Here is a 22,499-nt window from a genome sequence, read left to right as displayed (position 1 = left end):
ATTTGATCATATGCTACAAAATTACCATAATGCTTTGTTATCGCCGCTGTTAACGTTGTCTTCCCATGATCCACATGTCCTATCGTTCCCACGTTTACATGCGGCTTTCCAAATGCTTCTACTATCGCTGTCATAATTACTAACCTTTAATTATACTTTAACTTTAACTCATCAACCACATATTGTGGCACTTGTTCATAACAAGAAAAATGCATACTATACTGAGCTCTTCCCTGAGATATAGAACGCAAAACATTTATATAACCAAACATATTTGCAAGAGGAACCGAAGCAGTAATTATTTTGCTATTATTACCTAAATCCAGCATATCAACAACACTGCCTCTTCTACTATTTATATCACCCATAACATCACCCATATATTCTTCAGGAGTAATGATTTCCACTTTCATTATAGGTTCTAGCATTTTTGGACCAGCTTTATTTGCCATTTCCTTAAAAGCACCTTTAGCAGCAAGTTCAAAAGCCAAAGGACTAGAATCAACATCATGAAAAGCACCATCAAGAAGAGTAGCCTTAAAATCAATCAATGGAAAGCCGGAAATTATACCACCTTCTTTTATCAACTCTAAGCCATTTTGCACTCCAGGTATATACTCTTTTGGAATAGCACCGCCTACAATTTTACTTTCAAACTGAAAGCCAAAACCAGGCTCAAGAGGTTCGAATTTTATTTTAACTTTAGCAAACTGACCAGCACCACCTGATTGTTTTTTATGAGTGTAATCAATTTCAACAGATTTAGTGATAGTTTCACGATATGCAACTTGAGGTGCACCAACGTTAGCTTCAACATTAAACTCGCGCTTCATTCTATCAATAATAATCTCAAGATGCAGCTCACCCATACCTTTCAATATAGTCTGCCCACTCTCCGCATTTACTGACATCCTTAAAGAAGGATCTTCTGCAACCAATCTATTCAAAGCAACACCTAATTTTTCCTGATCTGAGGTGGTTTTCGGTTCTATAGCAATTTCAATAACAGGATCAGGAAATTCCATACGCTCTAATAGTATAGGAAAATCAGATGAACATAAAGTATCACCAGTAATTGTTTTCTTTAATCCAACTAAGGCAACTATATCACCAACTTTAGCTTCGTTTATATCTTCTCTGTTATTTGCATGCATAAGCAACATTCTACCAATTCCTTCAGTCTCATTCTTTCCAGCATTTAATACAGCAGATTTAGATTTTAACTTACCGGAATAAATACGAATAAACGTCAAGCTACCTACAAATTTATCCGTCATCACTTTAAACGCAAGAGCAACGAATTTCTCTTTTTCTGAAGGTTTGATCTCAATTTTCTTTTCTGAATCTTTAGGATCAGTTCCAATAATTACATCAACATCAATAGGAGAGGGTAAAAAATCAACCACACCATCTAAAAGTGATTGCACGCCTTTGTTTTTAAAAGCTGACCCACATAATACAGGGACAAATTTTCCTTTAATGGTCCCGCTTCTCACACACTTTTTCAACAAATCAATTGGCAGATCGTTAGATTCAAAGTAAGTATTTATCGCCTCATCATCCATTTCAGCTGCAGCATCTAATAAAAGATTTCGATACTCTTGAGCTTTATCAAGCAAATCAGAAGGAATATCTTCATAAGAAAATTTAGCGCCTAATGTTTCTTCTTGCCATATAATAGCTTTCATAGAAATAAGATCGATTATGCCTTTAAAATCTTTCTCACTTCCTATTGGCAACTGAATAACTAAAGGTGATGCGCCAAGCTTCGTTTTTATCATATCGACACATCGATAAAAATTTGCCCCGATTCTATCCATTTTATTAACAAAGCAGATACGAGGAACGTTATATTTATCAGCTTGACGCCAAACTGTCTCAGACTGAGGCTCAACTCCAGCAACTCCATCAAATACAGCAACCGCACCATCCAAAACCCTCAAAGATCTCTCAACTTCAATAGTGAAGTCAACATGACCAGGAGTATCTATTATATTAATCCTATGATCATTCCAAAAACATGTTGTTGCAGCAGAGGTAATTGTAATGCCACGCTCCTTCTCTTGCTCCATCCAATCCATAGAAGCTGCACCATCGTGCACTTCACCAATCCTATTTTGTTTACCAGTATAAAATAAAATACGCTCTGTTGTGGTGGTCTTGCCAGCATCTATATGAGCCATTATTCCTATATTTCTATACCTAGATATTAAAACTTCCATACCACAATCAATCAGCTAATATTAAAAACGAAGATGAGAAAATGCCTTATTAGCTTCAGCCATTTTATACTTTTCTTCACACATCTTAAATGCACCACCACATTTATTATAAGCATCTAATATTTCAGACTGCAAACAATAAACAGTAGTTCTACCACTCTTTTTGCGAGCAGCAGAAGTTGCTCTAGCAATCCACCTTAATGCCAAAGAAATTGCTCTATCTTGACGAATTTCAACAGGGACTTGATAAGTTGCACCACCAATACGCCGAGAGCGTACTTCTATAGAAGGGGTAACATTTTCTACTGCTGTTTCAAAAATTGATAAGGCATCTTTGCCTATTTTCTTTTCAGCTAAGGACAAAGCACTATAAGCAATCTTTTCTGCAATAGACTTTTTACCACATTTCATAATTATATTAATAAAACGCATAAGCAAGACACTACCATAACGAGAGTCAGGGCTTGTTCTTTTTTTTGCTTTATTACGACGTGCCATAAATTTTAACCAGATTTCTTTACACCATATTTCGAACGGGCTTTCTTTCGATTTTGCACACCACGTAGATCAAGAGCACCTCTTATTATGTGATAACGTACACCCGGCAAATCCTTAACTCGCCCACCACGTATTAAAACAACGGAATGCTCTTGTAAATTATGACCTTCGCCAGGTATATAAGCCGTCACTTCACCGTATCCACTAATCTTTACTCTAGCTACCTTACGTAGTGCTGAGTTAGGCTTTCTAGGAGTTGTAGTATATACCTTAGTGCAAACACCCCTTCTTTGAGGATTGCATTTTCCCAAAGCTGGCACCTTCTTCTTGCGAGTTAACCCTGATCTACCCTTACATATTAATTGATTTATCGTAGGCATATACTGTAAATTTAAAACTCTGAAAATAACTAAGTCTTAGTTATAAAATAATAAACCTCAATAGTCAATATAAAAATAAACATTACTACTCTAATAATCTCAGCCCAATTGCTTTGAAAGCTACTGATAATTATATGCTAAAGCGCATATTGGTTTTAATATTAAGAAATTATCACTTGCTGTGGTCGAATTAATATAGATATGGAACAAGTAATATACTGTGATGGCTATCAAAGAATATGCAGAAAATAATGCTTATAATAGAGCCAAGAGCTTCTAACATTAATGCAAAAATACCAACCGAACTAACCGAATTACCAGTAAAGCCGGATGATTTTTACAATCCTACTCTTGACACTTAGATTTAATGCAGCTACCCTAAGTTCAAAATTCTATACTCAATTTTGCTGTTCTTGCATACAAGGAACACGTTTTTAGAATAATGAAAACAATCAGCGCTTTAATTAAAGAAGGGTCAAAGCTACTATCATCACATAGAATTGAATCACCACATTTGGATTGTGAAATCATCATGCAGTACGTACTTGGAGTAGAAAGATCATTCACAATCATGAATCACACCAATCAGGTACCAAGAAACAAAGAACTTCTATTCTGGAAATTAACAAAAAAAAGAGCAGAAAGATATCCAATATCGCAAATAATAGGTAATCGTGAATTCTGGAGTAAAAATTTTATAGTTAACCAACATGTTCTAGATCCAAGACCAGATAGTGAGACAGTAATTTCAACAGTGTTAAAATATTACCAAAATAAGAAGCAAAAAATAAAAATTGCAGATTTTGGCACAGGCACAGGCTGTTTGTTGATCTCCGTACTTAGTGAGTATGAATATGCTATTGGAGTTGGTTTTGAAAAAAGCCTGGAAGCATACAAAATTACCTGCCAGAACACAAAGAAACATAATCTTCTCAACAGAGCTAAAATATTTCCAAATTCGTGGACAGAATGTAGAGATTTATTTGATCTTATAATAAGCAATCCTCCATATATTAAAAGAAGTAAGTTAAAAAATCTGCAAGCTGAAGTGCAAAAAGAGCCAAGAATTGCTCTTGATGGTGGTATCGATGGATTGAGCTGTTACCTGAGTATTTTTCCAATATTGAAAAAGTGCCTTAAAAAAGATGGGTTTGCGATACTGGAAATAGGCGAAGATCAGAGCAATATTGACAAAATAATACCCTTATATGGACTGGCTTTTCAGGAATACGTATACGACTTGGCTGGAATGAAAAGATGCATTGTTGTAAAGCAAGATAAAGAACATGACTAGTAGAACGCTAGCTTTCTAAGAACCTGTTCATAATCTCAAGAAAGGCATAAAGTAAGAAATAGAGTGTATAAATTAGGATATATGAGGAGTGTATACCCAAGTGACATAAGTCGAGAGAAGTTTGAGATTATTTCACCAGATCTGGAGTCTTGTGGAAAAAACAAAACCAAGAAAACTTGATTTGTATGAATATATTTTGCGGAGTGTTGTACGCCCTAAAAAGTGGTTATCAGTGGAGGATGCTACCAAAAGAGTTTCCCAAAACGGCGCAATTGTTATGATTATTTCAAAAATGGAGTGAAAAAGTAAAAGGAAATAAAAAAAAGTATTTTGGAGTGCATGTTAAAAAAAATAGTTAGTGTGGTCCGACAAAACAATGTTTGGAAAGAAAAAATCAGCTTTTGCATAATTGACACTCAGAGTGTAAAGAACGCAGACACTGATGAAGAAAAAGGCTATGACGCTGGTAAAAAAATCTCAGGAATAAAACGCCATATCGCACGAGATATAGATGTTTGCTATTTATTCTTAAGCTTGGGAGTGTTAAATAGCATTTTACTTTTTTTAGTATGTAGAGATTTTCTAGGAATTATTCTATTGAATTCTATGATATTATTTTCTGTAGCATTGTTATACATACCATAAGAGTGAACTGACGAAATTTGTAAAGGAGTTTTATGGCTTAGCTACATGGTACTAACACTCAAGTAAATTTTCATCAATGACGCAATTTGCTATGTCTATATCTCACATAGCTTACAACTTGCTTTACTCCTTTTACTTTTCTTGCAATTGCTATTACAGCTTTTAATTCCGCCTTATTTTGAGCTATACCCATCAAATAAACGACTCTATCAACTGTATTAACGCTATAATTAATTGATTTAATATTTCTTTTTCCCAGAAGCCTCGTGCTTATCTCTGCTGTTATCATACCATCTACAGTAACATCTAGCATAGAAGTCATTTTAATTGGTGTGACTCTTATTTCATTTATCACTTCTTTAATCTCTTTTTGCTGCCAAGCTATTTTCTCTGCTGTGAGTTGCTTTTCATGATTATCAACATTTCCAATGAGTAATACTCTTCCTTCACTCACTTTAACTTTTATAGATGAGAACAGTCCGTGTTTTAAGAGTCCCTTATTGATTCTTATTACTATAGTTGTATCATCAATAATGTTTCCCAAGGATTTATCTTGCATTGTTATTGCTGTAGCCGCTGCAGTTGCTGTTACCACTATACCACTTACAAGAGTCGTACAGCCACTCTGTGTAATCAGAAAAATTGCGAGTAAGAAGCTTGCTATTAATCTCATTATTAATTTCCAGAGTTTAGAGCCTTAATTAAAGAATATTAATAAGCTTTTTTTATTGTGTAAATACTATAAATTGAATAAGCCTTGAATATTTCTAAGACAGTACTTATCTTAATAGTGTTAGTTAAAGTAATTTAGGCTTAGACTCATAGTGGAGTTAACCAGTATTATAAGTTCAGTCTGTGGTACTAAAATCTAATCTTTAAATTGCATAAGATGACAGAAGTGGTTATCTATAAGTTAATGAAGGGCTCTTGCGGATATGGCGAAATTGGTAGACGTGCCAGGTTTAGGTCCTGGTGAGCTTGCTCGTGGGGGTTCAAGTCCCTCTATCCGCACTTAAAGTCATGTAACTCAGGTTTTAAGAGAAAATTTATAATCACTAAGTACACTTTTGTTTGTATAAGAACCTGTTCTTAAGGATTGTATTTAACTTAAATTCTGGTAAAATGGCTTTATTAAAACATAAATAAAATATTGATAACAGGTTGTAATGTCTAGTAATATACCTCAAAATGCAGTCGAAGCAGATACATTAAGTAATATATATACCTATAAGGAACTTAGTGTAGATAAACTAAAGTATGAGTATGAAATCACAGTTAGTAGTGATTATATAGAACAAAAGATAAACTCTAGATTACAAGAAATAGCGAAGAATGCAAAATTTCCTGGATTTAGATCAGGAAAGATGCCTTACGATCTTGTTATTACAAATTATAAAAACGAAGCTTTGGAATATGTGATAAACGATACGATTGACTATTGCTCAAGTGATTTAATGAAAAAAATCGAAGTTAAGTCTCACATCCATCCTAAGGTTGATATTATGTCATTACCAAACCTTGATAAAAAGGATAAAAAAGGTGACTTTCTGTACAAATTATCTTTTGAATCGATGCCAAAAGTGCCAGTAATAGATCTTGATAAAATAAATTTGAAGAAAGTTAAGGCAAAAATCAAAGAGGGAGACATAAAAGAATTTATTGATTCTATAAAAACAAAATTTCCTAACTTTGTCTCTGTTGATGATGCTTCTTATCAAGCAAAAAACGAGGATAAACTGATAATTGACTTTGAAGGGCGAATTAGAAATAAGCTCTTTCAAGGTGGAAGTGGCAAAAATTTTACTGTTAATTTAGGATCTGGAACATTTATAAATGGTTTTGAAGATCAATTAATTGGCATGAAAAAAGGGGAAACAAAAAGCTTTAAGTTGAGATTTCCTGAAGATTACCAGGTAATTTCCCTTGCGGGACAGGAGGCTGCTTTTTCTGTTCGAGTTAATGACATTCAGATTGCCAAAGATTTGCAAAGTGATAATGAAATAGCTAGGAGAATTGGTTTTGAAGATCATTCTTCGCTAATAGATCATGTAAAAGAAGTAATTGATAATCAGTGTAAAGAAATGGAAGATCTCTTAATTAAGAAAGAGCTATTTGATTGTTTGGATGCTAGTTATAGTTTTGATTTGCCTATAGAAGTAGTAAAACAGGAACAGCAGAGAGTGGAAAGAGAGTTGAATGCTAAAGATGATTCGTGTAAAGAAGCTGAAAGACGCGTAAAGCTTGCAATGCTATTCATGGAGTTCAGTAAAGAACATGAAATATCATTAACTCAAAGTGATATTATGAATGTTATTGTAAATCAATATGTCAGTAAAGATGTATCATTTGACAGGGTATTTAAACATTTTAAATCAGATGGACAATTTCAGGAATTAGTTAGAGGGCAAGCGCTTGAGTATAAAGTGACGGATTATATGATAGAAAAAGCTAGTAAAGAAGAACAGATTGTTTCTGTGAAAGAATTAAAGGAATTATTTGATAATATTTGATAGGAAAAGGTATGACTCTTATACCAATTGTAGTTGAACAAACTAGTCGCGGTGAGCGGGCTTATGACATATATTCAAGGCTAGTAAAAGAAAGAATAATTTTCGTAACTGGCCCTATTGAAGACAACATGGCCAGCGTAATAGTAGCACAGCTTTTATTTTTAGAATCGGAAAATCCCGATAAAGACATTTGTATGTATATTAACTCACCAGGTGGTGTTGTAACTGCTGGTTTGTCGATCTACGATACAATGCAGTATATAAATCCAGACGTTTCAACTTTGTGTATAGGTCAAGCTGCATCTATGGGTTCTTTGTTGCTTACAGCTGGTGCGGAGGGTAAACGTTACTCGCTACCTCATTCAAGAATTATGATACATCAGCCATCTGGTGGTTATCATGGGCAAGCAACTGATATAGAAATACATGCTAATGAAATTTTGCGAGTTAAGAAAAAATTAAATCAAATTTATGAAAAACATACTGGAAATTCACTAAAAAAAATTGAAGAAATGATGGAAAGAGATAAATTCATGGATCCTGAAGAAGCAATGAAAACTGGCTTAATTGACAGAGTAATAGCTGAGCGTAAAGATATGAAGATTGAAAATATTAAAGTTAAACAAAAGGTAGTTTAATGGATAACAATAATGATTTACACTACTGTTCTTTTTGTAACAAGGCACAAAACGAAGTAGATAAATTGATTACTAACTCTTCAGATGGTTTAAAGGTGTTCATTTGTAATGAATGCATAGAGTTATCCCATAAAGCAATAAGTCAAAAGAAAGAGAGAGCTTTTAATTCAGATCATATATCTGATATGAAGCTATTACTAAAGAAACCTGAAGATATAAAAATTTTTCTTAGTAAGCATGTTGTAGGTCAGGAACATGCGCAACACGTTTTATCTGTGGCTATGTATAACCATTGTCAATCCATGGTGCAACTTCATTCTATAAGTGATATTGAAATTGAGAAGTCAAATATAATGCTTATTGGCCCTACTGGTTCTGGTAAGACTTTGCTAGCAAAAACACTTGCTAAAGTTTCAGATGTGCCATTTGCTATGGCCGATGCGACAACTTTGACTGAGGCAGGTTATGTAGGTGATGATGTAGAAAGCGTGTTGTCACGTCTATTACAAGCTGCAAATTATGATGTTGCAAAGGCACAGCATGGTATAGTGTTTATCGATGAAATAGACAAGATTACAAGAAAATCTGAAAGCACTTCAATAACCCGTGACGTTTCAGGTGAAGGGGTCCAGCAAGCTCTGCTTAAGATTATGGAGGGTACAGTTGCTTATGTTCCGCCACAAGGAGGGCGAAAACACCCGCAACAAGAGTTTATACAAGTAGATACTAGTAATATACTATTTATTTGTGGAGGAGCTTTTGAAGGCCTAAATAAAATTATTGAGGCAAGAAAAAAGGGAACATCAGTTGGCTTTGGAGCAGATATAAGTCAGTCTAAAGCACAAAAGAAAAAAAATGCTTTACGCGATGCTCAACCTGAGGACTTAATCAAATTCGGTTTGATACCCGAATTTGTAGGACGAGTTCCAATAACTGCTGTTCTAGATGAGCTGGATCACGAAGATTTAATACATGTGTTGACAGAGCCAAGAAATGCGCTAGTAAAACAATATAAAGCATTGCTTGCATTTAGTAAAGTAAACCTTGAGTTTTCAGATGAAGCAATATCAGCTATTGCTAAAAAAGCTATAAGCTATAAAACAGGTGCAAGGATGTTACGTGCTATCTTAGAGTCACTTTTGCTTGATGTTATGTATATATCCGGCAACGGAGGTTTTGAAGGTAGCACTATAACGGTTACTAAGAAAATGGTAGAATTAGGCAAAGTGACGATTAATCATAATAATAAGGGTAGTGTTATAACGGTTAATGATTAATTTGAGGCATATATTATGAGTATTGGACGTGCTGTAAACTTTAATTCTACTGTATTACCAGTATTACCTCTAAGAGATGTAGTAATTTTTCCAAATATAATGTTGCCTTTATTCGTAGGTAGAGAAAAATCTGTTCATGCACTAGAGTATGCAATAAGTAGCAGTAGTCACCAAAACGAGATTTTTCTCATAGCACAAAAAGATGGTTCTATTGATAATCCAGAGCCAGAGAATCTTTATGAAGTAGGTGTGTTAGCAAACATTATACAACCATTAATAAAACTGCCTGACAATGCAGTAAAAGTCATGATTCATGGGGTAAGAAGGGGAAGAGTTATAGAATATATTAGCTCTCACACTTTGTTAGAGGCCAGAGTAGCGTTAGATGGTCATTATGAGTATGGAGAAAATGAAGATAATATTGATTTAGAAGCTTTAAGGCGTTCTGTTATAGATGCATTTGACAATTGGTGTAAACTAAGCAAGAAAAGTCGGCCCGAGATTATTATTGACCCCATTGATCAAGTTAAAGAGGTTAATCAAATTGTAGATATGATAGCTTCGTACTTAAATATAAAGGTATCAGACAAGCAAAACATACTTGAAGTTTATAACCCAAAAGAGCGTTTAAAAAAAGTTTTTGCTCTTATTGAGAGAGAAATAAGTATTTTGAGTGCACAAAACCGCTTGTATAAGACAATTAAATCACAGGTTGAAAGTACTCAAAAAGTTTACTACCTTAATGAGCAATTAAAAGCTATACAGAAAGAATTAGGTGAGTTTGAAAATGGAGATGAAGGGAATATACTCAATGAATTTGAAAAAAAGATAAATGAAACAAAGCTTTCTGAGGAAGCAAAAGAGAAAGCCATAACTGACTTAAAGAGATATAAGAAAATGAATCCCATTTCTCCTGAAGCAACAGTTATATCTAGTTACTTGCATTGGTTGCTTGATTTGCCATGGGGAAAGTACAAAGATGCAAAAATTAACTTAAATGCGGCTAAAAAAATCTTAGATGAAAATCATTATGGCATAGAGAAAGTAAAAGATAGAATAATAGAATTTTTAGCAGTATTAAAGAGAGTAAAAGAGATAAAGGGTCCTATACTTTGCTTAGTTGGACCACCTGGTGTTGGTAAAACTTCTTTAGCTAAGTCTATGGCAAAAGCAGTAGGAAGAGATTTTGTTCGCATATCTCTTGGTGGTATACGTGATGAGTCTGAAATACGAGGACACAGGAAAACTTATATTGGCTCAATGCCTGGTAAAATCATTCAACACATGAAAAAAGCTAATTCATGCAACCCGCTTTTCCTGCTTGATGAAATAGATAAGATGGGTTCTGATTCGCGTGGTGATCCTGCATCTGCATTACTTGAGGTTTTGGATACTGAGCACAATAAACATTTTACAGATCATTACTTGGAAGTTGAGTTTGATCTTTCAAGTGTAATGTTTGTAGCCACAGCAAATAGCTTAAATTTACCGCATCCTTTGCGTGATAGGATGGAAATTATACAATTATCTGGGTATACCGAAGACGAGAAGATCAGTATTGCTACACATCACCTTATTCCAAAATTAAAAAAAGAGCATGGTTTGCATCAGAAGGAGTGGGAAATAACCAATGAAGCATTATACGAGTTGATACGTTTATATACACGTGAAAGCGGCGTGCGAAGCATGGAAAGGGAACTTGCAAAACTCATGAGAAAGGCAGTTAAAGCAATATTAACTGATAAAAATAAGAAAATATCCGTAGAGACTGGTAATTTACAAGATTATCTAGGGGTACGTAAGTATACCTTTGGCATTGCAGAAAATGAGAGTTTGGTAGGGATAGTAACTGGTCTTGCCTATACTGAAACAGGTGGTGATATTTTAATGATAGAGTCAGTCCTAATTCCGGGCAAGGGGGAAATAAAATACACAGGAAAGCTTGGAGAGGTTATGCAAGAGTCTATAAAAGCTGCGTATAGTTATGTGCGATCAAATTGTTTATTTTTCGGTATAAAACCCGAAAAATTTCAAAATAATGATATACATTTGCATGTACCTGAGGGTGCTGTGCCAAAAGATGGTCCCTCTGCTGGCAGTGCAGTATGTACATCTATTGTTTCTCTTATGACAAATATACCAGTTAACAAAAGTGTTGCTATGACAGGTGAAGTAACATTGCGTGGTAGAGTGTTGGCTATTGGGGGTTTGAGAGAAAAATTGCTTGCTGCGCTAAGAGGATCAATCAAAACTGTGATTATACCAAGTGAAAATGAGAAAGATATGCAAGAGATTCCTGCAAATATAAAAGAAGAAATCAATGTAATTTTTGCTGAGAATATTGATGAAGTTATAAAAGTTGCTTTGATGCACCCTATTACTTCAATTGATGATAATAACGAAATTAGTGTGTCTACCTCCATAGAAAATAAGGATAATACCTTCCCTTCATCAGAAACATTAAAGCACTAAATTGAAAAGGTTTATGCAATTTTCGTTTCTTTTTTTTAACCTCAAAGCTCTGATTTGAATATATAAATTACAAGTAACATATATGGCAATTTCATAAGTTCATTTTTCAAGCATATATTGCAATATCTCACTAGCAATTGCAACATCTTGGCGTGGAGTTTTACCATGTTCTATAAACACTGAGATTGCATAGCGCGGATCATGGTAGGGGCCATAAGCGATAAACAATTTATGACTTTCACCTTTAGAGTTTATCTCTGGTGTTCCGGTTTTGCCAGCAATTTGTATACTGCCTAGTCCTTTTCTATAGTTAGAATTCACCACGTCAAACATAGCTTTTCGAACCACACTAAGATGCTCATGATTCACATCAATATCAAGAAAGTCTTGCCCTGATTTACTCATCTCAATGTGGGGAATTACCTCCTTTCCTGTTGCAACCCTCGCTGCAAGAACTGCAAGCTGTAATGGCGTTGTAAGTAAATACCCTTGTCCTATAACTAAGTTAATGGTATCACCTAAATACCACTCTGAATATAGCTTGCGTGCACGCCAATCCACATCAGGCAACAATCCCGGAGCTTCTTCCTTAAACATTCCAATTAATGGTCCACTTCCTATACCAAATTTGCTAGCCATTTCTAGTAGAGAATCTACATTTATTTTTTTTCCTATATTATAAAAGTAAGTGTTGCATGAGAAGGCCATTGCCTCGTTTAAAGATACATATCCATGGACTTTGCTTTTTAGGCAACGAAATTTTCGTTCACCTATTTTCATATATCCCCTACACGAGAACTTTTCTTCTGGTGTTATTATTCCATCTTTTAAACCCGCAAGCGCATCTATTATTTTAAATATTGAACCAGGTGGAATTTGATATGATAATGCACGGTTTACAAGCGGTAATGAAGGATTGTTTAAATTTTTCCAAGTTTCATTTGATAATCTGCTAGTGAAAAGATTATTATCGTAAGAAGGTGAATTATATAATGCTAAAATTTCTCCGTTATTCACATCAATTACCACTGTGGAACCTTGGTGGTCTTTAAATATCTCTGCAATTTTCTTCTGTAAATCAACATCAATTGTCAGCTGTATATCTTGTCCGTCTTGCTGCGGTATGCTAGATAACTCTCTCATGATACGCTTCTTAGAATTTATTTCCTGCTCAGATTTTCCGGTCTTGCCTTTTAATACATGATCATATGTATATTCAATTCCACTAACCCCTGCTTCATTTATGTCTTGCTGTCTTTTTGTATATCCGATTATATGAGAACATATCGAACCAAACGGGTAATAACGTTTATAAAGAGCAGTTATTTTTGTATCTGATGATTTTGTTGCATCAGGTTTAATTTCTGATAACATCTGCAAATCAACTTCCCTAGTAAAGGTTTTTTGCCCATCAAATAAAACAATATACGAAATTTTGTTTACTGCGAGTTCAACGCTATTCCTATCCAAAATCCTGCCTCGTTTAGGCACAATAGTAACAACTTTTATCCTATTATTATTGGATAGCACTTCATATTTTTGTCTATCTCGTACTTGTAAAGTATACAACCTATAACTAAAAATAGCAGAAATAGTAAGCTGAATACCACCTAATATGAATGCCCTGCGGTTGAAGACCTTGTTTTTTGTCCACATAGAATTCCTTTAGAATGCACTCCTTCTCCTTTTATTGGCATATTTCTAGCTTTCACTACATCACAAACCCTTTCTTCCCACTCACTTAAGGTAACAAGTTTGTAACCCGATTTTTTTAGTATTTCAATAATCTGAGGTAAAGCTTCAACTGTATTTGATTTGTTATCGTGATCATGGAACAATATAATCGCTCCATTATGTACATTGCTTAAAACTCTTTCAACCAAAATCTCTGATTTATCACCTTGCCAATCCAGAGAATCGACTGTCCATAATATGGAATACATATTTAATCGATTAGTATTTTCGATCAAATTATCATTGTGACATCCATATGGTGGACGAAACCATTTTACATTCTGTTCTGTTGCATTTTTAATTGCCACATTTGTCTTTTCCAGTTCTTGCAATTGCTCCTCACTTGAAAGTGATGTCAACTTCCTATGCGACCAAGAATGATTACCTAATTCATGACCTGCTTGATGGATCTTTTCTACTATTTTAGATGTTTTTTTATTTATGCGTTCACCAAGCAAAAAAAATGTCGCTTTTGTTTTATTGCTCTCCAGAATATTAATAATATCTCCTGATCTATTATAAGATGGACCATCATCAAACGTAAGCGCAACGAACTTATCGTTGTTATTCAATAATTTCTTTATATTACTTAAATTTTTATATGATAGATCCAAATCACAATTGAGCCCACGATATGGTAAGTTAAAGTTACAATCACTACAGAAAACTGCGCTTGAATATAGCAAAAGAAAAGTGATTATTCTTATAAACATATATAATCAGCAAAGTGATAGAGTACTACACTTTTTTGCTAAATTAAACCACTTTTAACAGCTACTGTTTACTTCGTTACTTTGTCAATATATTATATTAATAACTTTATATAATATAGTATGATTGCAAATATAAATACCGTTGCACTTCAGGGAACCAGCACAGTAAATGTTAATGCACAAATTCACATGGCAAATGGTATTCCAGCTTTTAATATTGTTGGACTGCCGGATAAAACTGTTGCAGAATCCAGAGAGCGTATCAGAGCAGCGTTAAATTCAATCAATCTTCTGTTACCTCCAAAAAGAATCACAGTTAATCTTTCCCCTGCGGATTTGCTTAAAGAAGGTAGTCATTATGATTTAGCTATTGCTGTTGGATTACTTGTTGTAATGAATGTGATACCAGTTGAAAAAGTTCAGTCTTATATAATTATGGGCGAGCTTGCACTAGACAGCAGAGTCATACCAATCTCAGGAGTACTTCCAACAGCAATCAATGCAAAACAGGCAAATAAAGGAGTAATTTGCCCAAGGGGAAATGGAGTAGAAGCTTCATGGGTAAAGAATGTTTCTATTCTAGCTATAGAGAAATTAACCGATATTATCAGACATTTTAAGGGTGAGCAGTTAATTCAGCCGGTAACTTTTAACTATAGCGCTGCACCCAAAGAAAAAAATTCAGTTCCAGATATAAAGGATATTAAAGGTCAAGTTGTTGCAAAAAGAGCAGCTGAAATTGCAGCAGCAGGTGGACACAATATGCTTCTTGTTGGACCTCCTGGTACTGGAAAGTCAATGCTTGCTAAGCGATTTATAGGGCTATTACCCGATTTGACTGAACAAGAGATGATTGATGTTAATATTATCTCTAGCATAACAAAAGCCGGTAACGAAACATTTAAAGTAACTCGTCCCTTTCGTGAACCTCATCACTCATGCTCGATGTCAGCGATGATAGGAGGAGGAAAAAATGCAAAGCCTGGGGAAATCACCATGGCTCACAATGGTGTGTTATTTCTTGATGAGCTACCTGAATTTCCAAGGCTTGTGCTTGATTCTCTACGCCAACCACTTGAAGATAGAAAGGTAACTATTGCACGTGCAAATGCTCACATTACTTATCCAGCTAATTTTCAACTTATAGCTGCAATGAATCCCTGCAGGTGCGGTTATTTAGGTGATGCAAGTAGATCGTGCAACAAAGCTCCAAAATGCGGCACAGATTATAGAAATAAAATATCAGGACCTTTGCTTGATAGAATAGACATATGCATTGAAATGCCAAACGTTAGCATACTTTCTCCTGAAATCTCTGTGGAGGGAGAAAGTACCGAGGTTATAAGAGGAAGGGTGATAGCAGCGAGAAAAATTCAAACTGAGCGTTATAGTAAATTTAATATTCGTTGCAATGCAGAAGTCAGTGGTGAAGCATTAAATAAATTCACTGAACCAGATCAGGAAGGGTTAGAATTGCTAAAATACGTACTGAAAGAAAATTATATTTCTAATCGAGGCTACACACGCATATTAAGAGTTGCAAGAACCATTGCAGATCTTGCGAAAAGTGAGAAAATAAAAAGAGCACACATCGCAGAAGCGCTGAATTACAGAATAAGAATGTATAAATAAATTAATCTGCTTGACAGAAAACTTTTTTTGCCATATACTGCCATTAGTGAAATTTTAATATTTTTGGAGTAAAGTTATGAGAGGAATTAAAGAAATAAAAAATAAATACAGAAGTGAAGGGCTTTGGTCAGCAGCTAAAGAAGTTCCTGTGCAAGGTTGGGATCTCGTAAAAGAACATAAAGGCAAGACAATTGGTATTTCTTTAGCAGTTATAGCAGTAGCCTCGCTTACAGCTGCTTATCTCTTAAGTCCAGCTTATGCAACTTTTGTTGGTACAGTTGGAACAAAAGCTGCAACACTTGTTAGTCCTGCTATTACTGCAATGTCTGCATTTGCAGTTGCTCATCCACTCATTGCTAGTTTGGTAGTTCTTGCTGCAGTAGCAGCTTTAATAACTGCACCTGTGTATGCATATATGAACAGTAGTAAGGCGGGTCAAATTGAGAAAGTAAAGCAAGGTGTACTTAATGCTTGTGTAAAAGAAGATGGTAATAAGCCTAAAGCTAATGGTGATAAGCTAGAATTTAGTAATGATGAAAATGTCCGTACAACATTCTTTGAGAGACTGTTGTCTCAGCAGTTGGGGGAGCAAAAAGCATTCTCTAAGTAACTTTGACAAAGCAAAGGGATAGGCTTCTATCCCTTTTTCACAATTTTTTTTTTGCATTCTAAGTAGTGCTGTTTGAAAGCCTGCAATTATTATACCTACTGATTAACAATGTTAAGAATAAGTAAATCTTGTTTACTGTTTGCGTATGTCAAAATGAAAAATGTTTGCATATTGTTAAAAAAGCAGTAACTTGTTATCAAGTGAATTCACTAATATTTGAGTAATTTAAATGTCAATTGACCTTAGTTTACCAGAATTACCCATATTGCACCCAAGGATTACTGTTGTGGGAGTGGGTGGTGCTGGCGGAAATGCTGTAAACAACATGATCCAATCCAATTTGCAAGGGGTAAATTTTGTCGTAGCAAATACCGATGCTCAAGCGTTAGAGAAGTCATTGTGTGATAAAAAAATTCAACTTGGTATCAACTTAACTAAGGGTCTTGGTGCTGGTGCTTTACCTGATGTTGGTAAAGGTGCAGCAGAAGAATCAATTGATGAAATTATGGAGCATATAAAAGATAGCCATATGCTCTTTATCACAGCAGGGATGGGTGGTGGTACTGGAACAGGTGCTGCACCGGTAATTGCAAAGGCAGCCAGAGAAGCAAGAGCGGTAGTTAAAGATAAGGGAGCAAAAGAAAAAAAGATACTGACTGTTGGAGTTGTAACTAAGCCGTTCGGTTTTGAAGGTGTGCGACGTATGCGCATTGCAGAGCTTGGACTTGAAGAGTTGCAAAAATACGTAGATACACTTATTGTCATTCCCAATCAAAATTTATTTAGAATTGCTAACGAGAAAACTACATTTGCTGACGCATTTCAACTCGCCGATAATGTTCTGCATATTGGCATAAGAGGAGTAACTGATTTGATGATCATGCCAGGACTGATTAATCTTGATTTTGCTGATATAGAAACAGTAATGAGTGAGATGGGTAAAGCAATGATTGGTACTGGAGAGGCAGAAGGAGAAGATAGGGCAATTAGTGCTGCAGAGGCTGCGATATCTAATCCATTGCTTGACAATGTATCAATGAAAGGTGCGCAAGGAATATTGATTAATATTACTGGTGGTGGAGATATGACTCTATTTGAAGTTGATTCTGCAGCCAATAGAGTGCGTGAAGAAGTGGATGAAAATGCAAATATAATATTTGGTGCCACTTTTGATCAGGCGATGGAGGGAAGAGTTAGAGTTTCTGTTCTTGCAACTGGCATTGATAGCTGTAACGACAATTCATCTGTTAATCAAAACAAGATCCCAGCAGAGGAAAAAATTTTTAAATGGCCTTATAATCAAATTCCAATATCAGAAACAAAAGAATATGCTTCAACTGAGCAAACAAATGAAAGAGTTAAGTGGGGCAGCAATGTTTATGATATACCAGCTTATTTAAGAAGAAAAAAATAATGCAATTTTGGCTACTAAAGTCAGAACCAAGTGAATACTCGTGGCAAAAAATGGGAAAGGAGCAGGTGACGCAGTGGAATGGTGTATGCAATTATCAAGCTCAAAATTACATGAGAGCTATGAAATTAGGCGATCTTGCATTTTTTTATCATACAGGTAAAGAGAGAGTTATACTTGGAATAGTTGAAGTATTAAAGGAGTATTATCATGTTTATAATTCCAAATTTGGACTAGTGAATGTAAAATTTTTGAAACCTTTAAGTAACCAAGTGACGTTAAACAGTATAAAACAAAACCCACTTTTGAAAAATATGGTTATATTAAAACAATCACGTTTATCAGTTTCTCCAGTTTTAGAGACTGAGTGGAATGAAATAATAAGGATGAGCGAATGTTAGAAGTGAGCATTCTTGATAAGAGGTGGCATAGTATTACGAAGGACCCACAGAGTTTTGTATTAAATATTATTAATGCTTCTCTAAAAGAATTAAAAATAGATCATTATAAACCAAATATATCAATAGCTCTCGCTGATGATAACTTGCTACATCAACTTAATCTTAAGTTTAGAGAAATAGATAAGCCAACTAATGTACTATCATTTCCATGCGAACAGTTATCTAGTGAATGTGATCTAGGAGACATAGCAATTGCAGTAGATACAATAGAAAGAGAGTCTCATGAGTACTGTATATCTATCCTCACTCACACTGCACACATGTTAGTTCATGGATTGCTGCATTTACTTGGCTATGATCATGAAAAAGAAGATGAAGAAATTATAATGAAAAGTTTAGAGAGCAAGATTTTAGCTTTGCTTGAATTTGAAAAGGAAAAGTATGGTAGATAATACCAAAATATGTTATTTACAAAAAAGGGGTTTTAGCTGTAAAAGGTAAGCAATATGGTTCATTTTTCTTTACCAAAAAATTCTAAAGTTAATAAAAAGGGCAAGGTTTATCCTACTCCTACTGGAGCAAAAAATATTAGAAGATTTCAAATTTATCGTTGGTCTGCTGATGATGATAAAAATCCAAGAATAGACACATTTTTTATCGATATGGATAATTGTGGCCCTATGGTACTTGATGCATTAATAAAAATAAAGGATGAAATAGATTCAACCTTAACTTTTAGACGCTCTTGCAGAGAAGGAATATGCGGATCTTGTGCAATGAATATTGATGGTACCAACACTCTTGCATGCACTAAATCTATACATGATATAAAAGGTGAAGTAAAAATATATCCACTACCTCATATGTATATAGTAAAGGATCTAGTTCCAGATCTAAGCCAATTTTATGAGCAATACAAATCGATTAAACCTTGGTTACAAACAGATAAATCTGCCTTACAAAATAAAGAATACTTTCAATCTCCTGAAGATAGAAAAAAATTGGATGGTCTGTCTGATTGTATACTATGTGCTTGCTGTTCGACTGGTTGCCCAAGCTATTGGTGGAATGGTGATAAATTTTTAGGGCCAGCGGTATTACTACAAGCTTATAGATGGATTGCTGACAGTCGTGATAATAAGAAAGAAGAAAGACTTGCTTCTTTAAACGACCCATTTAAGTTGTATCGTTGTCATACAATAATGAATTGTACAAAAACCTGCCCGAAAGGGCTTAACCCAGCAAAAGCGATAGCGAAAGTAAAACAGCTTATGGTAGAGAGAGAAGGAATTTGAGTGTTATTTCTGGCACTCTTCGTAAGAAAATAGTAGACCCTCTGAAGCATAGGGTATTGTTAATACTCTAAACGTTCTTCCATTCATGAAATGTATTGTTTCACCATATGATTCCAGTAATCTTTTAAACAACTCATGTCTTTGATTATTAATAGTTTGAAAATCCTTTTTTCCTAAAAGCTTTTTAGATTCAAATAGGTGAAGCATAATCTCGTGATAAGTTGGATAAGACTCCAAAAATTTTGGATCAAACTGAAAAGTTTTTATAAAAGCATTATTATAAAATTTTAGCTTTTGATTCTTACTATATATCGCTACAGCAATCGATAGCTTCTCAAGCAAACTTTCTTGTGCAGCTAAACAATTGCTTAGCTCAGTATGTAATTTTTTTTCATCACTAATATCTTTTCCATACATTACTATGCTATTAGAATTTTGCATTGGAACTTCAACAAAATTAAAAACCTTAGGTTCGTTCTTGTAAGTTATTACACACTCTCCTGGTTTTACGTTATAGGAGCCACTTGCAACAGTAAATTTTTTAGAGCTGCCTATATATTTATCATAAAATAAGTTATAAAACCTTACTTTTTTATTCTTATTGTACTTCAGTATTGGAAATGGTAAAGAGTCAAAAATTTTTTTATAGTTCTCCAATTCTCGCATAAGCTTACTATTTTCTAACTCAAGTTCATTAGCTTTTATCTTATAATCGGAGATATTCCTTATCCATAACAACACACCAATCACATTATTAGAATAATCTATTATGCTTTTACCATAACATGTGCAATAAACCTCACTGTCTTTTGACTTTAAATCTAGAGTAAAAGATTTATTTATTTCCTTTGCCTCAGCAAAACTTTTAATTAAGCTTTCTGATTGCTCAAAAAAATTTACAAACTCATTAAATGAATAAAAAACAGTATTAAGCAAAATTAGTAAATTGGGAGAAAATTTTTCTATACGTTTTTTTGCGTCCCAAATATAAAATCCATCATTCACAGTATCTATTAAATTATTTATGATAACATTTTGATGTTGTAAGTCCTTAATTTTATTACTAATTTTTAATTTAGAATATGAGAAAAAGAAGAATACTAGAATTAGTAGTAAAACTATTTCATACAAAAAAAACATAGTATTCTAAAACAAATATAAAAATTTGTAACCTCTCAGCAAAGAGATTGTACTGAAGAGGTATATAAGTGAAGATTGCCCAATACCCTAAAGCCTAATCTCTTATAAAGGTTTACAGAAGGTTTCATGCAATGTGCTACTATGTATTTGCACTCAAATTGCCTAGCTATCTTTATTCTTTCTAGAACCATTTGAGTTCCTATTCCACGACCCCTGTAAATTGGTAAAACTCCATCGCTATAAAAACCAGCTATGCTGTCTTGAATATAAAGACCGCATGTTCCAACAATTTCGTTATTTAGCATTACAAGAAAAAATCTTAACCTTGAGCTCTTATCATCATAATTCGATAATTGGCGAAAAAATGTGCTAACAATACTAATTCTATGATAAAAAATTTTAGAAGTGTGTAAATCTAATTGCTCTAAGAGCTCACTACTATTTACAACATTGAACTTCAAATTTGGAACAGCATCATCAGGCAAAAAATAATCTTTTATATTGAGTAAAACTTTTTTTGGTGCGTTAACGTGTTTTATTTCGCATTTTTCTAAAATACCCCCTATTTTTATACGTGGACTTATTATCCATGTTGCTTCTATATTTCGTGCTTTGAGATAATCTAGAGTTCTGCATATGGAAAGCTCAGTACATTGATCTTCACAAAACACAAAATTAAATAACGATTCTCTGGTACCATTTACTGTAAATATAACATTATCAAATTCGTCATGTATTTCCCACTTGGACAAATTCGTTGCATAAAGTATATAATCCTTTAGGTTCTGAATAATTAAGCTTGAATAACAAATTTTTTTATTCTGCATAAATCAACAATAAACAATAAAAGGCTCCTATAAAAACAAAGGCTAAAATTGCAGCTACAACATCATCTAGCATAATACCTAAAGGACCTTTTGTATTTTTATCAATCAAATTTATAGGCCACACTTTTATTATATCAAAAAACCTAAAGGAGAAAAAGCACACCAACAATACAGAGCTATTCATTTCTTGTTCTAATAATATTGAAACTAGAAGTACTGTCAGCAATTGACCAACTACTTCATCAATTACTACCTCTTTTGGATCGATCTGATGATACTTGATAGGTACTATTTACATTTTATACATAGCATACCTTCATTATAACCTTTAATCTTAGTACTACTTACATATAATTTTAAACAAGTTTCTATAATTATTAAGTATTATCATTGGTAATTACACAGAGTAGGTAGTTTAGCCTCCTAATTAGATTACCTAAAACAACTAGTGTAAGTTTGATATTAAATAAGTTTTTCTATATCAATTCCAGCTACGGCTTCAACCATGTCCATGATGACCACCCGTAGAATGCATGCTGAAAAGATGATGGCTAAACTTCAGCAAACACTTACTGAAGCCGAGCAGATCAATGAGAAACTTCTAGTTGAACGAGATGAGATTGACCATGAGATGAAGCAAATAAAATCAAAAAACACTCAGTTAAGCGAGAGTGTTATTACTCTGCGAGCACAATGTGCAGAATCACAAGCAGAGATTGACCATCATACTGATCTCATAAAGTCTCTGGAACATGCTCATTTTGAAATAAGTTCTGACCGAAATTCTGCCCGGGATCGAT

Annotated in this window: 22 protein-coding genes, 1 tRNA gene and 2 pseudogenes; 15 read left to right on the top strand and 10 right to left on the bottom strand. The window is 34.2% G+C overall.

Translation table 11 applies throughout. The features are described 5' to 3' along the window. From ACJ5GX_RS06635 to rpsL, 4 genes are all read right to left on the bottom strand, one after another. On the bottom strand, window positions 1-134 hold a 134-nt coding region (locus ACJ5GX_RS06635), incomplete at its 3' end, for a GTP-binding protein (protein WP_495292645.1). 12 nt (window positions 135-146) lie between these two features. After that, window positions 147-2,222, bottom strand: coding sequence for an elongation factor G (gene fusA, locus ACJ5GX_RS06630; protein WP_010406835.1), 2,076 nt, complete (start codon window positions 2,220-2,222; stop codon window positions 147-149). 21 nt (window positions 2,223-2,243) lie between these two features. After that, window positions 2,244-2,720, bottom strand: coding sequence for a 30S ribosomal protein S7 (gene rpsG, locus ACJ5GX_RS06625; protein WP_006014699.1), 477 nt, complete (start codon window positions 2,718-2,720; stop codon window positions 2,244-2,246). Window positions 2,721-2,725: 5 nt separating this feature from the next. Further along, window positions 2,726-3,100 carry a 30S ribosomal protein S12 gene (gene rpsL / locus ACJ5GX_RS06620; RefSeq protein ID WP_010406837.1) on the bottom strand — a complete coding sequence of 125 codons (375 nt, stop codon included), beginning with the start codon at window positions 3,098-3,100 and terminating at the stop codon, window positions 2,726-2,728. Window positions 3,101-3,339: 239 nt separating this feature from the next. On the opposite strand from rpsL, the gene ACJ5GX_RS06615 reads away from it, so the two are divergent. The 3 genes and pseudogenes from ACJ5GX_RS06615 to ACJ5GX_RS06605 all read left to right on the top strand — a co-directional run. After that, a complete protein-coding gene (locus ACJ5GX_RS06615) occupies window positions 3,340-3,462 on the top strand; it encodes a hypothetical protein (protein ID WP_019078684.1) in 123 nt (40 codons plus the stop codon). 80 nt (window positions 3,463-3,542) lie between these two features. Then, window positions 3,543-4,394 carry a peptide chain release factor N(5)-glutamine methyltransferase gene (gene prmC, locus ACJ5GX_RS06610; RefSeq protein ID WP_052264964.1) on the top strand — a complete coding sequence of 284 codons (852 nt, stop codon included), beginning with the start codon at window positions 3,543-3,545 and terminating at the stop codon, window positions 4,392-4,394. An 81-nt stretch (window positions 4,395-4,475) separates the two neighbouring features. Continuing rightward, window positions 4,476-4,901, top strand: a pseudogene (locus ACJ5GX_RS06605) (transposase); the annotation flags it as partial. A gap of 211 nt (window positions 4,902-5,112) precedes the next feature. Here ACJ5GX_RS06605 and ACJ5GX_RS06600 read toward each other — a convergent pair. Beyond that, entirely contained in the window at window positions 5,113-5,712 is a 600-nt protein-coding gene (locus tag ACJ5GX_RS06600) for a BON domain-containing protein (protein WP_019236651.1), read from the bottom strand. Window positions 5,713-5,968: 256 nt separating this feature from the next. Between ACJ5GX_RS06600 and ACJ5GX_RS06595 the strand changes: the two genes are divergently transcribed. From ACJ5GX_RS06595 to lon, 5 genes are all read left to right on the top strand, one after another. Then, window positions 5,969-6,050: transfer RNA gene (locus ACJ5GX_RS06595), tRNA-Leu, on the top strand. Window positions 6,051-6,205: 155 nt separating this feature from the next. Then, a complete protein-coding gene (gene tig / locus ACJ5GX_RS06590; protein WP_007301998.1) occupies window positions 6,206-7,549 on the top strand; it encodes a trigger factor in 1,344 nt (447 codons plus the stop codon). An 11-nt stretch (window positions 7,550-7,560) separates the two neighbouring features. After that, window positions 7,561-8,187 carry an ATP-dependent Clp endopeptidase proteolytic subunit ClpP gene (gene clpP / locus ACJ5GX_RS06585; protein WP_007301999.1) on the top strand — a complete coding sequence of 209 codons (627 nt, stop codon included), beginning with the start codon at window positions 7,561-7,563 and terminating at the stop codon, window positions 8,185-8,187. Next, on the top strand, window positions 8,187-9,464 hold the full coding sequence (clpX, locus tag ACJ5GX_RS06580; RefSeq protein ID WP_007302000.1) for an ATP-dependent Clp protease ATP-binding subunit ClpX: 1,278 nt from the start codon (window positions 8,187-8,189) through the stop codon (window positions 9,462-9,464). Before clpP ends, clpX begins: the two co-directional genes overlap by 1 nt. A 15-nt stretch (window positions 9,465-9,479) precedes the next feature. Continuing rightward, the gene (gene lon / locus ACJ5GX_RS06575; RefSeq protein WP_149168627.1) at window positions 9,480-11,936 is read left to right on the top strand and encodes an endopeptidase La; all 2,457 of its coding nucleotides are present in this window, start codon (window positions 9,480-9,482) and stop codon (window positions 11,934-11,936) included. 99 nt (window positions 11,937-12,035) lie between these two features. Here the strand turns inward: lon and ACJ5GX_RS06570 are convergent, their stop codons facing one another. Beyond that, a complete protein-coding gene (locus tag ACJ5GX_RS06570; RefSeq protein ID WP_052264843.1) occupies window positions 12,036-13,592 on the bottom strand; it encodes a penicillin-binding transpeptidase domain-containing protein in 1,557 nt (518 codons plus the stop codon). Then, complete coding sequence (locus ACJ5GX_RS06565; RefSeq protein WP_052264844.1) at window positions 13,547-14,383, bottom strand: polysaccharide deacetylase family protein; 837 nt, start codon at window positions 14,381-14,383, stop codon at window positions 13,547-13,549. Before ACJ5GX_RS06565 ends, ACJ5GX_RS06570 begins: the two co-directional genes overlap by 46 nt. 120 nt (window positions 14,384-14,503) lie before the next feature. Here ACJ5GX_RS06565 and ACJ5GX_RS06560 point away from each other — a divergent pair, with 120 nt between their 5' ends. The 6 genes from ACJ5GX_RS06560 to ACJ5GX_RS06535 all read left to right on the top strand — a co-directional run bounded on the left by ACJ5GX_RS06560 (window position 14,504) and on the right by ACJ5GX_RS06535 (window position 19,732). Next, window positions 14,504-16,015, top strand: coding sequence for a YifB family Mg chelatase-like AAA ATPase (locus tag ACJ5GX_RS06560; RefSeq protein WP_052264845.1), 1,512 nt, complete (start codon window positions 14,504-14,506; stop codon window positions 16,013-16,015). A gap of 76 nt (window positions 16,016-16,091) precedes the next feature. Then, complete coding sequence (locus tag ACJ5GX_RS06555) at window positions 16,092-16,625, top strand: hypothetical protein (protein ID WP_495292829.1); 534 nt, start codon at window positions 16,092-16,094, stop codon at window positions 16,623-16,625. A gap of 229 nt (window positions 16,626-16,854) precedes the next feature. Further along, entirely contained in the window at window positions 16,855-18,039 is a 1,185-nt protein-coding gene (gene ftsZ, locus ACJ5GX_RS06550; protein WP_052264784.1) for a cell division protein FtsZ, read from the top strand. Next, window positions 18,039-18,437: an EVE domain-containing protein gene (locus tag ACJ5GX_RS06545; RefSeq protein ID WP_019236656.1), complete on the top strand. Its 399-nt coding sequence runs from the start codon at window positions 18,039-18,041 to the stop codon at window positions 18,435-18,437. Before ftsZ ends, ACJ5GX_RS06545 begins: the two co-directional genes overlap by 1 nt. Then, window positions 18,431-18,889 carry an rRNA maturation RNase YbeY gene (gene ybeY, locus ACJ5GX_RS06540; RefSeq protein WP_052264785.1) on the top strand — a complete coding sequence of 153 codons (459 nt, stop codon included), beginning with the start codon at window positions 18,431-18,433 and terminating at the stop codon, window positions 18,887-18,889. Before ACJ5GX_RS06545 ends, ybeY begins: the two co-directional genes overlap by 7 nt. A gap of 54 nt (window positions 18,890-18,943) precedes the next feature. Beyond that, window positions 18,944-19,732: a succinate dehydrogenase iron-sulfur subunit gene (locus ACJ5GX_RS06535; RefSeq protein WP_052264786.1), complete on the top strand. Its 789-nt coding sequence runs from the start codon at window positions 18,944-18,946 to the stop codon at window positions 19,730-19,732. Between the two features lie 3 nt (window positions 19,733-19,735). Here the strand turns inward: ACJ5GX_RS06535 and ACJ5GX_RS06530 are convergent, their stop codons facing one another. The 3 genes and pseudogenes from ACJ5GX_RS06530 to ACJ5GX_RS06520 all read right to left on the bottom strand — a co-directional run. Beyond that, window positions 19,736-20,872: a hypothetical protein gene (locus tag ACJ5GX_RS06530; RefSeq protein WP_052264787.1), complete on the bottom strand. Its 1,137-nt coding sequence runs from the start codon at window positions 20,870-20,872 to the stop codon at window positions 19,736-19,738. A 35-nt stretch (window positions 20,873-20,907) separates the two neighbouring features. Then, the gene (locus ACJ5GX_RS06525; protein ID WP_007302011.1) at window positions 20,908-21,699 is read right to left on the bottom strand and encodes a GNAT family N-acetyltransferase; all 792 of its coding nucleotides are present in this window, start codon (window positions 21,697-21,699) and stop codon (window positions 20,908-20,910) included. Next, window positions 21,689-21,964 (bottom strand): annotated as a pseudogene (locus ACJ5GX_RS06520) (phosphatidylglycerophosphatase A family protein); the annotation flags it as partial. The gene ACJ5GX_RS06525 and the pseudogene ACJ5GX_RS06520, both read right to left, overlap by 11 nt. A gap of 282 nt (window positions 21,965-22,246) precedes the next feature. Between ACJ5GX_RS06520 and ACJ5GX_RS06515 the strand changes: the two are divergent. Beyond that, the coding region (locus ACJ5GX_RS06515; RefSeq protein ID WP_495292828.1) for a hypothetical protein at window positions 22,247-22,499 on the top strand (253 nt) is incomplete at its 3' end.

The sequence above is a fragment of the Wolbachia endosymbiont of Tuta absoluta genome (assembly GCF_059414725.1).
This window is presented reverse-complemented; position numbering and strand designations above follow the sequence as displayed.

Bases quoted from the DNA above. Each gene is read 5' to 3' on its own strand.
- fusA (WP_010406835.1), bottom strand. From the start codon at position 2,222: ATGGAAGTTTTAATATCTAGGTATAGAAATATAGGAATAATGGCTCAT.
- rpsG (WP_006014699.1), bottom strand. From the start codon at position 2,720: ATGGCACGTCGTAATAAAGCAAAAAAAAGAACAAGCCCTGACTCTCGT.
- rpsL (WP_010406837.1), bottom strand. From the start codon at position 3,100: ATGCCTACGATAAATCAATTAATATGTAAGGGTAGATCAGGGTTAACT.
- ACJ5GX_RS06615 (WP_019078684.1), top strand. From the start codon at position 3,340: ATGCAGAAAATAATGCTTATAATAGAGCCAAGAGCTTCTAACATTAAT.
- prmC (WP_052264964.1), top strand. From the start codon at position 3,543: ATGAAAACAATCAGCGCTTTAATTAAAGAAGGGTCAAAGCTACTATCA.
- ACJ5GX_RS06600 (WP_019236651.1), bottom strand. From the start codon at position 5,712: ATGAGATTAATAGCAAGCTTCTTACTCGCAATTTTTCTGATTACACAG.
- tig (WP_007301998.1), top strand. From the start codon at position 6,206: ATGTCTAGTAATATACCTCAAAATGCAGTCGAAGCAGATACATTAAGT.
- clpP (WP_007301999.1), top strand. From the start codon at position 7,561: ATGACTCTTATACCAATTGTAGTTGAACAAACTAGTCGCGGTGAGCGG.
- clpX (WP_007302000.1), top strand. From the start codon at position 8,187: ATGGATAACAATAATGATTTACACTACTGTTCTTTTTGTAACAAGGCA.
- lon (WP_149168627.1), top strand. From the start codon at position 9,480: ATGAGTATTGGACGTGCTGTAAACTTTAATTCTACTGTATTACCAGTA.
- ACJ5GX_RS06570 (WP_052264843.1), bottom strand. From the start codon at position 13,592: ATGTGGACAAAAAACAAGGTCTTCAACCGCAGGGCATTCATATTAGGT.
- ACJ5GX_RS06565 (WP_052264844.1), bottom strand. From the start codon at position 14,383: ATGTTTATAAGAATAATCACTTTTCTTTTGCTATATTCAAGCGCAGTT.
- ACJ5GX_RS06560 (WP_052264845.1), top strand. From the start codon at position 14,504: ATGATTGCAAATATAAATACCGTTGCACTTCAGGGAACCAGCACAGTA.
- ACJ5GX_RS06555 (WP_495292829.1), top strand. From the start codon at position 16,092: ATGAGAGGAATTAAAGAAATAAAAAATAAATACAGAAGTGAAGGGCTT.
- ftsZ (WP_052264784.1), top strand. From the start codon at position 16,855: ATGTCAATTGACCTTAGTTTACCAGAATTACCCATATTGCACCCAAGG.
- ACJ5GX_RS06545 (WP_019236656.1), top strand. From the start codon at position 18,039: ATGCAATTTTGGCTACTAAAGTCAGAACCAAGTGAATACTCGTGGCAA.
- ybeY (WP_052264785.1), top strand. From the start codon at position 18,431: ATGTTAGAAGTGAGCATTCTTGATAAGAGGTGGCATAGTATTACGAAG.
- ACJ5GX_RS06535 (WP_052264786.1), top strand. From the start codon at position 18,944: ATGGTTCATTTTTCTTTACCAAAAAATTCTAAAGTTAATAAAAAGGGC.
- ACJ5GX_RS06530 (WP_052264787.1), bottom strand. From the start codon at position 20,872: ATGTTTTTTTTGTATGAAATAGTTTTACTACTAATTCTAGTATTCTTC.
- ACJ5GX_RS06525 (WP_007302011.1), bottom strand. From the start codon at position 21,699: ATGCAGAATAAAAAAATTTGTTATTCAAGCTTAATTATTCAGAACCTA.